The sequence below is a fragment of the Pseudonocardia sp. P-1 genome, from assembly GCF_058111925.1.
The window spans coordinates 5,244,038-5,257,889 of record NZ_CM176614.1; the positions used below are offsets into that span (position 1 = coordinate 5,244,038).

13 protein-coding genes are annotated in these 13,852 nt (G+C 74.0%); 7 read left to right on the top strand and 6 right to left on the bottom strand.

Annotated features, from left to right (window positions below; translation table 11 throughout):
• The first annotated feature begins 20 nt into the window (after positions 1–20).
• Complete coding sequence (locus tag AC0GKK_RS25735; protein WP_224402182.1) at positions 21–2,372, top strand: ATP-binding cassette domain-containing protein; 2,352 nt, start codon at positions 21–23, stop codon at positions 2,370–2,372.
• A complete protein-coding gene (locus AC0GKK_RS25740; RefSeq protein WP_489882761.1) occupies positions 2,359–3,339 on the top strand; it encodes a GlxA family transcriptional regulator in 981 nt (326 codons plus the stop codon). Before AC0GKK_RS25735 ends, AC0GKK_RS25740 begins: the two co-directional genes overlap by 14 nt.
• Here AC0GKK_RS25740 and AC0GKK_RS25745 read toward each other — a convergent pair.
• Together AC0GKK_RS25745 and AC0GKK_RS25750 are read right to left on the bottom strand one after the other, a co-directional pair.
• Positions 3,312–3,659, bottom strand: a complete 348-nt coding sequence (locus AC0GKK_RS25745; protein WP_489882762.1) for a hypothetical protein — start codon at positions 3,657–3,659, stop codon at positions 3,312–3,314. The two genes, AC0GKK_RS25740 and AC0GKK_RS25745, sit on opposite strands and share 28 nt — an antisense overlap.
• A 78-nt stretch (positions 3,660–3,737) precedes the next feature.
• Positions 3,738–4,007: a hypothetical protein gene (locus AC0GKK_RS25750; protein ID WP_073574478.1), complete on the bottom strand. Its 270-nt coding sequence runs from the start codon at positions 4,005–4,007 to the stop codon at positions 3,738–3,740.
• A 203-nt stretch (positions 4,008–4,210) separates the two neighbouring features.
• Between AC0GKK_RS25750 and AC0GKK_RS25755 the strand changes: the two genes are divergently transcribed.
• Genes AC0GKK_RS25755 through acs form a run of 4 tightly spaced genes read left to right on the top strand, consistent with a single transcriptional unit; the run spans position 4,211 to position 9,097 of the window.
• On the top strand, positions 4,211–5,338 hold the full coding sequence (locus AC0GKK_RS25755; RefSeq protein WP_405416598.1) for a sensor histidine kinase: 1,128 nt from the start codon (positions 4,211–4,213) through the stop codon (positions 5,336–5,338).
• Positions 5,335–6,030: a response regulator gene (locus AC0GKK_RS25760; RefSeq protein WP_489882763.1), complete on the top strand. Its 696-nt coding sequence runs from the start codon at positions 5,335–5,337 to the stop codon at positions 6,028–6,030. The genes AC0GKK_RS25755 and AC0GKK_RS25760 overlap by 4 nt, the downstream gene beginning before the upstream one ends.
• A gap of 27 nt (positions 6,031–6,057) precedes the next feature.
• A complete protein-coding gene (locus AC0GKK_RS25765) occupies positions 6,058–7,146 on the top strand; it encodes a DUF3500 domain-containing protein (protein WP_489882764.1) in 1,089 nt (362 codons plus the stop codon).
• A gap of 52 nt (positions 7,147–7,198) precedes the next feature.
• Positions 7,199–9,097 carry an acetate--CoA ligase gene (acs, locus tag AC0GKK_RS25770; protein WP_489882765.1) on the top strand — a complete coding sequence of 633 codons (1,899 nt, stop codon included), beginning with the start codon at positions 7,199–7,201 and terminating at the stop codon, positions 9,095–9,097.
• Positions 9,098–9,099: 2 nt separating this feature from the next.
• Here the strand turns inward: acs and AC0GKK_RS25775 are convergent, their stop codons facing one another.
• The gene (locus AC0GKK_RS25775; RefSeq protein WP_224402185.1) at positions 9,100–9,417 is read right to left on the bottom strand and encodes a putative quinol monooxygenase; all 318 of its coding nucleotides are present in this window, start codon (positions 9,415–9,417) and stop codon (positions 9,100–9,102) included.
• An 87-nt stretch (positions 9,418–9,504) separates the two neighbouring features.
• Between AC0GKK_RS25775 and AC0GKK_RS25780 the strand changes: the two genes are divergently transcribed.
• On the top strand, positions 9,505–10,659 hold the full coding sequence (locus AC0GKK_RS25780; protein WP_489882766.1) for a DUF3500 domain-containing protein: 1,155 nt from the start codon (positions 9,505–9,507) through the stop codon (positions 10,657–10,659).
• 44 nt (positions 10,660–10,703) lie between these two features.
• Here the strand turns inward: AC0GKK_RS25780 and AC0GKK_RS25785 are convergent, their stop codons facing one another.
• The 3 genes from AC0GKK_RS25785 to AC0GKK_RS25795 form a co-directional block, all read right to left on the bottom strand.
• Positions 10,704–11,204, bottom strand: coding sequence for an Lrp/AsnC family transcriptional regulator (locus AC0GKK_RS25785; RefSeq protein WP_179762481.1), 501 nt, complete (start codon positions 11,202–11,204; stop codon positions 10,704–10,706).
• A gap of 20 nt (positions 11,205–11,224) precedes the next feature.
• Positions 11,225–12,487, bottom strand: a complete 1,263-nt coding sequence (locus AC0GKK_RS25790) for an FAD-dependent oxidoreductase (RefSeq protein WP_489882767.1) — start codon at positions 12,485–12,487, stop codon at positions 11,225–11,227.
• Between the two features lie 209 nt (positions 12,488–12,696).
• The gene (locus AC0GKK_RS25795) at positions 12,697–13,845 is read right to left on the bottom strand and encodes a glutathione-independent formaldehyde dehydrogenase (RefSeq protein ID WP_379673091.1); all 1,149 of its coding nucleotides are present in this window, start codon (positions 13,843–13,845) and stop codon (positions 12,697–12,699) included.
• Positions 13,846–13,852 lie beyond the last annotated feature (7 nt).

The window sequence follows — 13,852 nt, forward strand, 5'->3', positions numbered from 1 at the left end:
GGCCGGACGGGGGATCCACCATGCACGCAGCCGACAGCCACGACCTCATCCGCGTGCACGGAGCGCGCGAGAACAACCTGCGCGACATCTCCGTCGAGCTGCCCAAGCGGCGGCTCACGGTGTTCACCGGGGTGTCCGGCTCGGGCAAGAGCTCCCTGGTGTTCTCGACGATCGCCGCCGAGTCCCAGCGGATGATCAACGAGACCTACAGCGCGTTCGTCCAGGGCTTCATGCCGAACCTCGGCCGCCCCGACGTCGACGTCCTCGACGGCCTCACCACCGCGATCATCGTCGACCAGGAGCGCATGGGCGGGGACGTGCGCTCCACCGTCGGCACCGCCACCGACGTCGGGGCGCTGCTGCGGATCCTGTTCAGCCGGCTCGGGAAGCCCTACGCCGGCCCGGCGAAGGCGTTCTCGTTCAACGTCGCGACGATCAGCGGCTCCGGCGCGGTGACCGTCCGCAAGAACGGCCGGCAGGTCAAGGAGCGTCGCGAGTTCGAGATCGTCGGCGGTGCCTGCCCGCGGTGCGAGGGCCGCGGCTCGGTGTCCGACTTCGACCTCACGGCCCTGTACGACGAGTCGAAGTCGATCGTCGAGGGCGCCCTGACGATCCCGAACTACTCCGTCGACGGCTGGTACGGCCGGATCTTCGCCAACTCCGGCTTCTTCCCCGGCGACAAGCCGATCAGCAGCTTCACGAAGCCCCAGCTGAACGCACTGCTCCACAAGGAGCCCACCCGGATCAAGGTCGACGGCATCAACGTCACCTTCGAGGGGCTGATCCCGCGGATCCAGAAGTCGTTCCTGGCCAAGGAGCGCGAGGCGATGCAGCCGCACATCCGGGCGTTCGTCGACCGGGCCATCGTGTTCCAGCGCTGCCCGGACTGCGACGGGACGCGGCTGTCCGAGCTCGCCCGCTCCTCGAAGGTCCGGGGCATCTCCATCGCCGACGCCTGCGCGATGCAGATCTCCGACCTCGCCGACTGGGTCCGGCAGCTCGACGAGCCCGCGGTCGCGCCCTTGCTCGGCTCGCTGCGCCACACACTCGACTCGTTCGTCGAGATCGGGCTCGGCTACCTGTCGCTGGACCGGCCGTCCGGGTCGCTGTCCGGCGGCGAGGCCCAGCGCACCAAGATGATCAAGCATCTGGGGTCGTCGCTGACCGACGTCACCTACGTCTTCGACGAGCCGACCATCGGCCTGCACCCGCACGACATCGCCCGCATGAACGACCTGCTGCTGCGCCTGCGCGACAAGGGCAACACCGTGCTCGTCGTCGAGCACAAGCCGGAGACGATCGCGATCGCCGACCACGTCGTCGACCTGGGGCCGCGGGCGGGCGCCGACGGCGGGCACGTCGTCTACACCGGCGACCTCGACGGGCTGCGGGCCTCGGGCACGCTGACCGGCCGGCACCTGGAGTACCGGGCGTCGCTCAAGCCGTCGGTGCGGACCCCGAGCGGGTACCTGGAGATCCGCGGGGCGGACCGGCACAACCTGCGCGGAGTCGACGTCGACGTCCCGCTCGGGGTGCTCACCGTCGTCACCGGGGTCGCCGGGTCGGGCAAGAGCTCGCTGATCCACGGCTCGATCGCCGGACGCGACGGCGTGGTCGTCGTCGACCAGGGGGCGATCAAGGGGTCGCGGCGCAGCAACCCCGCCACCTACACCGGGCTGCTCGAACCGATCCGCAAGGCCTTCGCCAAGGCCAACGGCGTCAAGCCGGCCCTGTTCAGCGCCAACAGCGAGGGCGCCTGCCCGAACTGCAACGGCGCCGGCGTCGTCTACACCGACCTGGCGATGATGGCCGGCGTCGCCACCACCTGCGACGTCTGCGACGGCCGCCGCTTCGACGCCTCGGTGCTCGGCTACACCTTCGGCGGGCGCGACATCAGCGAGGTCCTCGCCATGCCGGTGGCCGAGGCGGAGAAGTTCTTCGGTGCGGGCGAGGCCCGCACCCCGGCGGCGCACAGGATCCTGGAGCGCCTCGCCGACGTCGGGCTGGGCTACCTCACCCTGGGCCAGCCGCTGACCACCCTGTCCGGCGGCGAGCGCCAGCGGCTCAAGCTGGCGGTGCACCTGGGGGAGTCCGGCGGGACGTTCGTCCTCGACGAGCCGACGACCGGGCTGCACCTGGCCGACGTCGAGCAGCTCCTCGCGCTGCTCGACCGGATCGTCGACGGCGGCCGCTCGGTGATCGTCATCGAGCACCACCAGGCCGTGATGGCCCACGCCGACCGGATCATCGACCTGGGCCCCGGTGCCGGGCACGACGGCGGCGCGGTCGTCTTCGAGGGGACGCCCGCCGAGCTCGTCGCGGACCGGTCGACGCTGACGGGCGAGCACCTGGCGGCCTATGTCGGCGCCTGAGGACACCCCGCGGCACGAGGTCGCGGTGCTGGTCCGCCCCGGGGTGCGGCCGATGGAGCTCGGCCTGGTGCACCAGATCCTCGGCGGTGCCCGGTCGGCCGACGGGGATCCGCTCTACCGGGTGCGCACCTGCGCGCTGCACCCCGGGACGGTGCCGACCGACGCGGACTTCCGTGTCGTGGTCGAGCACGGGCCGGAGCTGCTGGCCCGGGCCGACACCGTGGTCGTGCTCGCGACGCAGGACGACCACGAGCCGTCGGTCGTCGCCGACCCCGGTCTCGGCACGGCCCTCGCGTCGCTGCGTCCCGGCACCCGGCTGGCGTCGATCTGCACGGCCGCGTTCCCGCTGGCGGAGGCCGGGCTGCTCGACGGTCGTCGCGCCACCACGCACTGGCTGTCCGCGGAGGCGTTCCGGTGCCGGTTCCCGCGGGTCGACCTGGACCCCGCGGTGCTTTACGTCGACGAGGGCGAGGTGCTCACCGCGGCCGGCGAGGCGTCGGGCATCGACCTGTGCCTCTACCTGGTCCGGCGCGATTTCGGCGCCGCCGTCGCCAACGACGTCGCCCGCCGGACCGTGGTCCCGCCCTACCGGGAGGGCGGCCAGGCGCAGTACATCGCCCGGCCGGTCGCGGACGACGGACCCGGCACCGGCACCGCCGCGGCCCGCGAGCGGATGCTCGCCGACCTGGCCCGGCCCTGGACGCTGGCCGAGCTGGCCGCATCGCTGCACGTCGGCGTGCGGACACTGACCCGCCGGTTCCGGGAGGAGACCGGGCAGAGCCCGCTCGGGTGGCTGCTGCGCCGGCGCGTCGAGCGGGCCCGGGAGCTGCTCGAGACGACCGACCTCCCGGTCGGCCGGATCGCCGACGAGGTCGGGTTCGGCACGGCGACGGCGCTGCGCCGCCACGTGTGCCGCGAGCTCGGCGTGCCCCCGCTGCACTACCGGCGGACCTTCCGCGGCGGCTGAGCCCGCCGGACGAGCAGGGGTGCGGCGAGCAGCGCCGCGGCGACGACCGCGGCGACCAGCGGCACCGCGCCGGGTCCCAGGGCGGCCGCGGCGACGAGCGGCCCGCCGAGGAGCGCGACGGCGACCGCGGCGGCCCGCACCGCGACCGTCCGCGGCGGCACGGTCAGCGCGAGCGGCCCCACGAGCCGGGCCGCCCCGATTGCGACGGCGACGGCCACCGCACCGACGACCAGCGCGGCGGTCGGCGGGACGTTCACGATGACGAGCAGCGCGCCGACCGCGACGACGACGGCGGCACAGGGGAAGGTCGGAGAGGACATGCCCCGATGCTCGGCCGGGCCCGGCCGGACCGGGAGTGGCCCGCGGGCCAGCTCGCGAACGGATCGGGCCGTCCGGGATCAGCCCCCGGTGCGTGCCCCGTTCCCCAACGCGTCCCGGATCTCGCGCAGCACCGCGGTCTGTTCCTGCACCGCGGAGATCAGCACCGCGAGCTGGTCGTCGCCGTGGCGCATCTCCTGGTAGAGCGCGCTCACCGCGTAGGCGGTGGCGGCGGTGTGGCCGTCGGTCGCCTGGGGGTAGTCCTGCGCCTTGTCGGCCGCCTCGAGGAGGTCGAGCGCGTGCTCGATGACGTGCTGCCCGCTCTCGCGGTGGCTGTGCGGTTCCGGCATGTCCGAATCGTACTCATTCCGGGTGACGCGGCCCGGCGACTTCGGTCGCGGTGCGCACGACCTTCGACGGGTGCGCCACCGTCGCGCCGCCCGGCAGGCTGACGGTCGATCCCGGGGGGTCGGGAGACGGGAGGGGACCGGTGGCCGTCCCGTTCGAGCGGAAACCTGCTGGACGGCGCCGGTCCGCCCCCTATGGTCGACGTGTGCCGGTCCGCCCCGCCGTGATCTCCGCCGTGCTGGTGGTCGCGGTGCTCGCCGCCGGGCTCACCGTCGCCGAGACCCACGCCACCGCCGGGGTGCTGCAGTGGACGCTGCTCGTCGTCGGGCTCGCGATGATCGGTTCGATCGCGGTGCGCTACCGGGCGCCGCGGGTGTTCGCGGTGCTGGCCGTACTCGGCCCGCTCGTCTCGCCCGTCGCCACCTACCTGCCGCTGGTCGGGGTGTTCGTGATCGCGACCCGGCGCCGCGCGGTCGAGACGCTGCCGGTGCTGGCCCTGGCGGTCGGGACCGCCGCGGTCACGCTGTACCGCAACGTCCCCGACGGGCCGACGGTGCTCGTGCTGCTCGGCGGGGCCGTCGCGTTCCAGGCCATCTCGGTGACCGCGGGCCTGCTGACCGGGATCCGCCGCGCGATGGTCGACGACCTGCGCGAGCGGCTCGCCCGCGCCGAGGCCGAGCGCGTGGTGCGCGAGGAGCAGGCCCGCGCCGACGAGCGGCGCCGGATCGCCGGGGAGATGCACGACCGGCTCGGGCACCGGCTGTCGTTGCTGTCGGTGCACGCCGGGGCGCTGGCGCTGCGCGGGGACCTGCCCGCCCGCACCGTCCGCGAGACCGCGCGGGTGCTGCGCGACACCACCCACCGTGCGATGGAGGACCTGCGCACGATCGTCCAGGTGCTGCACGAGCCCACCGGCGACGTACCCGACGAGGTCGACGACCTCGGTGCGGTCGAGGAGCTCGTCGCCGAGGCCCGCGCGGTCGGCGCGGACGTCCGCCTCCGGTCGACGGCGCTGCTGACGGTGTCCCCGCCGGGGCGCCCGCTGGCCGGCGTCGTGCACCGGGTGGTGCGCGAGGGTCTGACCAACGCCGCCCGGCACGCACCCGGGGCCCGGGTCGAGGTCGCCCTCGACGGGCGGCCCGGCCGGGACCTCACCGTCACCGTCACCTCCGGGCCGTCCGCGGCCGGTCCGACGCCCGAGGGTGCCGGGACCGGCCTGGTCGGGCTGCGCGAGCGGGTCGAGACCCTCGCCGGCGGGACGCTGACCCACGGCCCGACGCCGTCGGGGCACCTGCTGCGCGCGGTGCTGCCGTGGCGGGAGGAGACGGGATGACCGCGGCCGCGATCCGGGTGCTGCTCGTCGACGACGACCCGCTCGTCCGCTCCGGGCTGCGGGTGATGCTCGACGGGCACGCGCTGCCCGGCGACGCTACCGGACCGGTACGGCGCATCCAGGTGGTCGGCGACGCCGGTGACGGTGACGAGGTGCCCGCCGCCGTCGCCGCGGGGCGGCCGCACGTGGTGCTGATGGACCTGCGGATGCGCCGCGTCGACGGCGTCGCCGCGACCCGGGAGGTGACCTCGCGGCCCGACGCCCCGACCGTCGTCGTGCTGACCACGTTCGACGCCGACGAGCACGTCGTGCGGGCGCTGCGCGCCGGGGCGAGCGGGTTCCTGCTCAAGGACGCCGCGCCCGAGGGGATCGTCGAGGCCGTCCGCGCCGCCGCCGACGGCGACGCCGTGCTGTCCCCGGCGATCACCCGGCGGCTGATCGGCATCGTCCGCGGCGACGGCGCCGGGCCGGTCGACCGCCGGCGCGCCGCCCGGGCCCGGCTCGACCGGCTCGCCGACCGCGAGCGCGACGTCGCCGAGGCCGTCGCCCGCGGCGGCTCCAACGCCGACATCGCCGCCGAGCTGCACATGTCGGTGGCGACGGTGAAGTCCTACGTGTCCCGGCTGCTGCGCGAGCTGGGCCTGGACAACCGGGTGCAGATCGCGCTGCTCGTCCGCGACGCGGCGGACTGACCCGCCCGGCGGACTAGCGTGGCCGGTGTGACGACGAGCGAGACGGTCGCCGCGGCGATGGCGGACGCGGCCGCGGCCTGGCTGGACACCCTGGACGACGACCGGCTCGCGACCGCCCGCGGCGACGGCCCGTCCGGCGACGCCGGGTCCGACGCCGAGCGTCGTCGCTGGTTCTACACCCCCACCGACCACGGCGGGCTGACGCTGCACGCGCAGACCCCGGTCCAGCAGCAGCGCGCGATGCGGCTGGTCGCCTCGGGGCTGTCCGAGGCCGGCTACGCCACCGTGGCGACGGTCATGGGGCTGGAGAACGTCCTGGACCGGGCGCAGGACTGGCCCACCCGGCCGCACCGGGAGCGGTTCCGGGACCCGGCGCTCTACCACCTGCGGGTCTTCGGTGACCCGGGCGCGCCCACCTGGGGCTGGCGCTTCGGCGGGCACCACGTGTCGGTGAACGCACTCGTCGTCGACGGGCGGGTGGCCGCGGCCACGCCGTGCTTCCTCGGCGCGAACCCGGCGACGACGCCACTGCTCGGCGGGGGTGTCGCGCGCCCGCTCGGGCCGACCGAGGACCTGGCCCGGGAGATCGTCCGCGGGCTCCCGCCCGAGCTCGCCGGGGTCGCGGTCCTGTCCGCCGGGGCGCCGCCGGACCTGGTGACGGCGAACCGGCCGCTGGTCGCGCCGGGCGACCGGCCGCTGCCGACCTCGGCGATCCGGCGGGAGAGCCCGCCCGGGCCGGTGGACCCGGTCGAGGGCACCGAGGCCGTCGCGCTCACCGGCGCGCCGCGCGGTGTCCCGGCGAGCGCGCTCGACGACCGCGGCCGCGACCTGCTGCGCCGCCTGCTCTCGGCCTACCTGGACCGGGCACCGGCCGGGGTCTCACCCGCCGGCCGCTACGACGACGACGCCGCCCTCGACGAGGTGCACCTGGCCTGGGCGGGGTCGCCGGAGGCGGGGGAGCCGCACTACCACCGGCTGCAGGGGCCGCGGCTGCTGCTGGAGTGGGACAACACCCAGGACGGCGCGGACCACGCCCACTCGGTGTGGCGTGACCCGGAGAACGACTTCGGCGTGGACCTGCTCGACGACCACCACCGGGCCTTCGCCCACCGGTGAGTCCCCTCACGACGGCCTGTGCCGCAGGGGATCGGGCGGCGAGGATCGGGGCATGTACCCGCCCCCGCCCGAGCTCGCCGCGCACGCCAACGTCACCGCTGCGGCCTACGACGAGGCCGCCGCCGACCCGGAGGCGTTCTGGTGCGCGCAGGCCCGGCGCCTGGAGTGGGACCGCGCCCCCGCGCAGGGCTACGACGGCAGCCGCTGGCCCGAGGTCACCTGGTTCGCCGACGGCACGCTGAACGTCGCGCGCAACTGCGTCGACCGGCACGTCGAGGCCGGTGCCGGGGAGAAGGTCGCCCTGCACTGGGAGGGCGAGCCGGGGGACCGGCGCACCGTCACCTACGCCGACCTGCAGCGCGAGGTCGCCCGCTGCGCGCATGCGCTCACCGCGCTCGGGGTGGGGCGCGGCGACGTCGTCGTCGTGTACCTGCCGGTGCTGGTCGAGACCGTCGTCGTGATGCTGGCCTGCGCCCGGATCGGGGCGGTCCACTCGCTGGTCTTCGGCGGGTTCTCCGCCTCGGCACTGCGGTTCCGGCTCACCGACGGGTCGGCGAAGCTGCTCGTCACCACCGACGGCCAGTACCGGCGCGGAAAGGCCGTCCCGGTCAAGGTCAACGCCGACGAGGCCGCGTCCGGTGTGGACTCGCTGGAGCACGTGCTGGTCATCCGGCGGACCGGCTCGGAGGTCGACTGGACCCCCGGCCGCGACGTGTGGTGGCACGACGTCGTCGACACCGCGCCCGAGGTCCACGAGGCGCAGGCGCACCCCGCCGAGAGCCCGCTCATGCTCGTCTACACCTCCGGCACCACCGGGACGCCCAAGGGCCTGCTGCACACCATGGGCGGCTACCTCACCCAGGCGTCGTGGACGGCGTGGGCCTGCTTCGACCACAAGCCCGACGACGTCTACTGGTGCACCGCCGACCTCGCCTGGGTGACCGCGCACACCTACGAGGTCTACGGGCCGCTGTCCAACGGCGTCACGCGGGTGATCTACGAGGGCACCCCGGACACCCCCGAGCCGGGCCGGCACTTCGAGATCATCGCCCGGTACGGCGTCACCGTGTACTACACCGCGCCCACCCTGGTCCGGTCGTACATGAAGTGGGGCCCGCAGGTGCCCGCGGCACACGACCTGTCGTCGCTGCGGCTGCTCGGCACGGTCGGTGAGGCGATCAACCCCGAGGCGTGGCGCTGGTTCCACACCGAGATCGGCGGCGGCCGCTGCCCGATCGTCGACACCTGGTGGCAGTCCGAGACCGGCGCGGCGATCTGCGCGCCGCTGCCCGGGGTGACGCCGCTGGTCCCGGGCTCGGCGACCCGGCCGCTACCGGGCCTGTCGGTGCGGGTCGTCGACCGCGACGGGCGGACCTGCGACCCCGGCGAGGGCGGCATCCTCGTGATCGACCGGCCGTGGCCGTCGATGGCACGGACCGTGTGGGGCGACCCGGAGCGGTTCCGCGCGTCGTACTTCGCCGACTACGCCGAGCAGGGCTGGTACAAGGCGGGCGACGGCGCCGTCGTCGACGAGCACGGGTACGTGACGCTGCAGGGCCGGATCGACGACGTCATGAACGTGTCCGGGCACCGGCTCGGCTCGATCGAGCTGGAGTCGGCGCTGGTGTCGCACCCGCGGGTCGCCGAGGCGGGCGTGGTCGGGGCACCGGACGCGACGACCGGGCAGGCCGTCGTCGCGTTCGTGACGGTCACCGACGGCCCGACCGAGGGCCTCGCCGACCAGCTGCGGGCACACGTGGCGCGCGAGATGGGGCCGGTCGCCCGGCCCCGTGAGGTCGTGCTCGTCGCGGAGCTGCCGAAGACCCGCTCGGGCAAGATCATGCGACGGCTGCTGCTCGACGTGACCGCCGGGCGGGAGCCCGGCGACACGACCTCGCTGGTGGACCCGGCCGCCTTCGCGGAGCTGGCGGCCGGGTACCGGCAGCGCTGAGCTCAGGCGATGCGGCGCAGCTTCTGGATCACGAGCTCGCCGTCGAGCAGGTCACCCATGATCCCGACGAAGTGCACCAGGTGCGGGGTCTGCAGGTGCGCGTCGAGCTTCGCCTCGGACTCCCAGTTCTCGTAGAAGAAGAACACCGCGGGGTCGTCCCAGCCCTGGTGGAGGTCGTAGTTGACGTAGCCGTCCTCCTGCGACGTCGGCTCGATCAGCTTCTCGAGCTCCGCCTTCAGCTCCTCCTCTTTGCCCGGCTTCGCCCGCATCCGGGCGATCACGGTGAGCAGGTCGCGGTTGTCGTCGGTGGGAGTGGGCATCGTTGCCTCCGGCTCGATTGATTGTGCACAACGAGTATGGCGCATCCCGCCCCGCTGAGTCTGCCCGCAGTCGCTACCGTCGGCAGGATGATCGGTGCGGCGGACACCCGGGAGACGGCGGACGCGATGGCCGGGGCCGCGTCGGCCTGGCTGGACACCCTCGATCCGGCGCAGCGGGAGGTCGCCGTCGGGCACTCCCCGACCGGTGACGGTGACGCCGACGCCGAGCGCCGCCGGTGGTTCTACACCCCCACCGACCACGGCGGGCTCACCTTCCACGACCAGCTCCCGCCGCAGCAGCGCGCCGCGATGAAGCTGGTCGCGTCCGGGCTGTCCCGGGCCGCCTACGTCACCGTCGCGACCGTGATGGGGCTGGAGAACGTCCTCGACCACACCGAGGGCTTCGTGACCCTGTTCGACCGGACCCGCGGCCGGGACCCGCAGATGTACCACCTGCGCGTCTTCGGCGAGCCGGGGGACACCGGCACCTGGGGCTGGCGCTTCGGCGGGCACCACGTGTCGGTCAACTTCCTCGTCGTGGACGGTGTCGTGGTCGCCTCGACCCCGTGCTTCCTGGGCGCCGATCCCGCGACCTCCGAGCTGCTCGGCGACGCCGTGCTCCGCCCGCTCGGACGGGTCGAGGACCTCGCCCGTGACCTCGTCCGCTCGCTGCCCGCCGAGCTGCGCGGGCGTGCGGTGCTGCTGGACAAGGCCCCGCCGGACCTCGTCGCCGCGAACCGCACCGAGCCGCAGGAGGGCGACAACTGGATCCCGCTGGCGGGGATCTGGCGCACCGGGTCCTTCGCCGACCCCGAGCAGCAGCGCAAGCTCGACGACATGAGCGAGGCCATCGAGGAGCGGGCCGCGTTCACCGACGCGCAGAAGGAAACCGTCGCGCTGTCGCGCACCCCGGCCGGCGTGCCGGCGTCCGACCTGGACGCCGGGGGCCGCGAGATGCTGCGCGCGTTGCTGGGCACCTACCTGAAGCGGGTCGCCGAGCCGCTGCAGCCGATCTCCCGCTACGACGACGACGCCGAGCTCGACGCCGTGCACCTCGCCTGGGCGGGGCCGCTGGAGGACGGCGCCCCGAACTACTACCGGGTGCAGGGTCCGCGCCTGCTCATCGAGTGGGACAACACCCAGCGCGACGCCAACCACGCGCACTCGGTGTGGCGCGACCCGTCGACGGACTTCGGCCTGGACGTGCTCGGCGCGCACCGGGCGGCGCACCACCTCGGCTGACCCGGCCGTCGCGGGGCGCCGGCACCGTCGAGCCACGGGTCCGGTCAGTCCCGGTAGGCGGGCGCCCGGCTCGGGCCCTCGCGGTGGTCGCGCTCCAGCAGCGGCCGCCAGCGCGGCGCGACCAGGGTGGACAGCACCACCACGCTGGTGGAGCGGGCCACCAGCGGTGAGCGGCCGAGCGCGAGCAGGGTGTCCTGCAGGTCCTCGTGCGACGACGCCGCCAGCCGGCACATCACGTCCGACGAGCCGGTCGTCGCGTACGCCTCGGTGACCGCGGGCAGCGCGGCGAGCTCGGCGGCGACGTCGCCCAGCTCGCCCTGCGCGATCTCCAGCGTCACGAACGCCTGCACGCCGTACCCGGCCGCCGGGAGGTCGACGTCCGGGCCGTACCCGGTGACGACCCCGGCACGCTCCAGCCGGTCCAGTCGCGCCTGCACCGTCCCGCGGGCGACCCGCAGGGTGCGCGAGAGCTCCAGCACCCCGGCCCGCGGCCGGTCGCGCAGCGCGGCGAGCAGGTCGACGTCGAGGGCGTCCAGGGGCAGCACCCGGCGAGCCTAGCCGCGGCTCAGCCGGCCGGGACGGGCTCGCGACGGGCGAAGTCCGGGGCCCGCTCCGGCCGGAAGCCCACGCCCACCAGGTAGGCGGGCACGATCTGGGCAGCCGGGACCGCGCGCATCAGCCGCAGCAGCGGAGCGGGGGGCCCGTCGAGCCGTCCCGCCAGCGCCGGGCCGGCGATGTTGCGGTGCATGATCCGCTGCAGGCCCTGGACCAGCACCGTCGGGAGCAGCCTGCGGTTGCGGACCCGGCCGAGGTCCCGCTCGGTGAGGGTGCCCCGCTGCAGCGGGGCGGCGAGCAGGGTCGCGGCGGCGACCGCGTCCTGGATCGCGAGGTTGATCCCGACGCCGCCGATGGGGGACATCGCGTGCGCGGCGTCGCCGATGCAGAGCAGGCCGTCGACGTGCCAGCGGCGCAGCCGGTTGAGCTTCACGTCGAGGTGCTTCACCTCGTCCATCGACGCGATCTCGTCGACCCGGTCGGCGTACTCCGGCATCAGGTCGGCGATGTCGGCCCGGAACGCCTCGACGCCCGCGGCGCGCAGCCGCGCGTCGGCGCCCTTGGGGGCGAGGTAGCCGATCTGGTAGTAGCCCTCGCGCGGGATCACCACCGCGAAGCGCCCCTTCCCGATCCGCGGGCGCAGGGTGGCCCGCTGCTCCTCGGGGTGCCGCGGCAGCCGGAACCACCAGGTGTCGAACGGGACGTCGTACTCGGTCACGGGCAGGCCGGACCCGGCACGCAGGACCGAGTGCCTGCCGTCGCAGGCGACGGTGAGGTCGGCCCGGATCTCGCCGGTGGTCTCCTCGCCGGGCGCGGTCGTCGTCGCGTACCGGACGCCGACGACCCGACCGTTCTCCCGGACCAGCGACGTGGCCCGGGTGTCGAGCCGCAGGTGGAAGGTGGGCTCGTCGGCGGCGACATCGGCGAGCAGGTTCAGCAGGTCCCACTGCGGCACGAGCGCGACATAGGGGTGACGCACCCTGACCCGGCGCAGCAGGGACATGTTCCCGATCCGCTGCGCACCGCCCCGCTCGTCCGGGATCACGACCTCGTCGACCCGGCTCTGCGGCAGCGCGGCGAACCGCTCGCCCAGCCCCAGGTCGTCGAGCAGGTCCAGGGTGGTGGGGTGCACTGTGTCCCCGCGGAAGTCCCGCAGGAAGTCGCCGTGCTTCTCCAGCACGGTCACCTCGACCCCGGCTCGGGCCAGCAGCAGCCCCAGCATCATCCCGGCCGGGCCGCCACCGACCACGCAGCACGTCGTGCGCTCCGACATCGCACCCACCTCATTTCAACTGTTGTTGAATTAAAGTGAGTATGCGCCTGCAGGGACCGTCCCGCAATGGGTGTGACGAGCTGTACCGAACCGGCCCCGGGATCAACGGCCGCTCGTCCCGGACCCGTCGCGTGCCGAAAAGTCGAGCCGCGTCGTGCCGATGACGGGCCGGATGGCAGCGGGCTCGGTCGCCCGGACGTCCGGGGCGTTCAGCTGGGCCGGGTGGGGTTGAGGACGACCTTGGTCCAGCCGTCCTCGCGGGCGTCGAAGTGCTGGTAGGCCTCCGGCGCCTGGTCGAGGGTCAGGTTGTGGGACACGATCCAGGACGGGGTGATCTTGTCTTCGGCGATGAGGTTGCGCAGGTGGCGGTTGTAGCGCTTGACCGGTGCCTGTCCGCAGCCCATCTGCTGGCCCTTGAACCAGAAGGTGCCGAAGTCGAAGCGGGCCTTGCCCTGCTGGGCGAGCTCGTCGGGGGCACCGGGGTCCTGGGGGATGAACACGCCGACGGTGCCGATGCCGCCGGTGAACTTCACCGAGGCGACCAGGTTGTTGAGGGTCAGCGCGTTGTCCTCGTTGCCCTGCGGGTCGTGGGCCTGGTAGCCGACGCACTCGGCGCCGCGGTCGGCGCCGCGGCCGCCTGTCTGCTCCATGACCTGGTCGACCGGCGAGCTCTTCGAGTCGTCGATCGGGATCGCGCCGATCTGCTCGGCCAGCTTGAGCCGGTCGGGGTGACGGTCGACGACCATCACCTTCGCCGCACCCTTCACCGACGCGGACAGCGCGGCCATCAGACCGACCGGACCGGCCCCGTAGATCACGATCGATTCGCCGGGAACCAGACCGGACATCTCGACCGCGTGCCAGCCGGTGGGCAGGATGTCGGAGAGCATCGTGTAGTCGTTCTGCTTCTCCTTGGCGTCCTCGGGCAGGCGCAGGCACTGGAAATCGCCCCACGGGATGCGCAGGTACTCGGCCTGCCCCCCGGCCCAGCCGCCCATGTCGGCGAACCCGTAGGCGCCGCCGGCCATGCCGGGTTCGTTGGCGGCCAGACAGTAGTTGGTCAGTCCGTGTTCGCAGTTGCGGCAGTGCCCACAGCTGACGTTGAACGGGACGGACACCATGTCCCCGACCCGGACCTTGTCGACGCCACCGCCGACCTCGACGACCTCACCGAGGTTCTCGTGGCCGAAGATGCGGCCCTCGTCGAAGTCGGTCCGGCCCTCGTACATGTGCAGGTCCGACCCGCAGATATTGGTCGAGGTGATCTTCACCAGGACGTCGGTGGGCTTCTCGATCCGGGCGTCGGGGACCTCGTCGACGCTGACCTGGCGCGGACCGTGATAGACGAGTGCCTTCATGAGCAAA

What these genes read in the sequence shown, in the direction of transcription:
- acs (WP_489882765.1), top strand. Translation starts at nt 7,199, where the DNA reads ATGTACCCGCCCCCGCCCGAGCTCGCCGCGCACGCCAACGTCACCGCT.
- AC0GKK_RS25735 (WP_224402182.1), top strand. Translation starts at nt 21, where the DNA reads ATGCACGCAGCCGACAGCCACGACCTCATCCGCGTGCACGGAGCGCGC.
- AC0GKK_RS25760 (WP_489882763.1), top strand. Translation starts at nt 5,335, where the DNA reads ATGACCGCGGCCGCGATCCGGGTGCTGCTCGTCGACGACGACCCGCTC.
- AC0GKK_RS25790 (WP_489882767.1), bottom strand. Translation starts at nt 12,487, where the DNA reads ATGTCGGAGCGCACGACGTGCTGCGTGGTCGGTGGCGGCCCGGCCGGG.
- AC0GKK_RS25745 (WP_489882762.1), bottom strand. Translation starts at nt 3,659, where the DNA reads ATGTCCTCTCCGACCTTCCCCTGTGCCGCCGTCGTCGTCGCGGTCGGC.
- AC0GKK_RS25775 (WP_224402185.1), bottom strand. Translation starts at nt 9,417, where the DNA reads ATGCCCACTCCCACCGACGACAACCGCGACCTGCTCACCGTGATCGCC.
- AC0GKK_RS25740 (WP_489882761.1), top strand. Translation starts at nt 2,359, where the DNA reads ATGTCGGCGCCTGAGGACACCCCGCGGCACGAGGTCGCGGTGCTGGTC.
- AC0GKK_RS25780 (WP_489882766.1), top strand. Translation starts at nt 9,505, where the DNA reads ATGATCGGTGCGGCGGACACCCGGGAGACGGCGGACGCGATGGCCGGG.
- AC0GKK_RS25795 (WP_379673091.1), bottom strand. Translation starts at nt 13,845, where the DNA reads ATGAAGGCACTCGTCTATCACGGTCCGCGCCAGGTCAGCGTCGACGAG.
- AC0GKK_RS25750 (WP_073574478.1), bottom strand. Translation starts at nt 4,007, where the DNA reads ATGCCGGAACCGCACAGCCACCGCGAGAGCGGGCAGCACGTCATCGAG.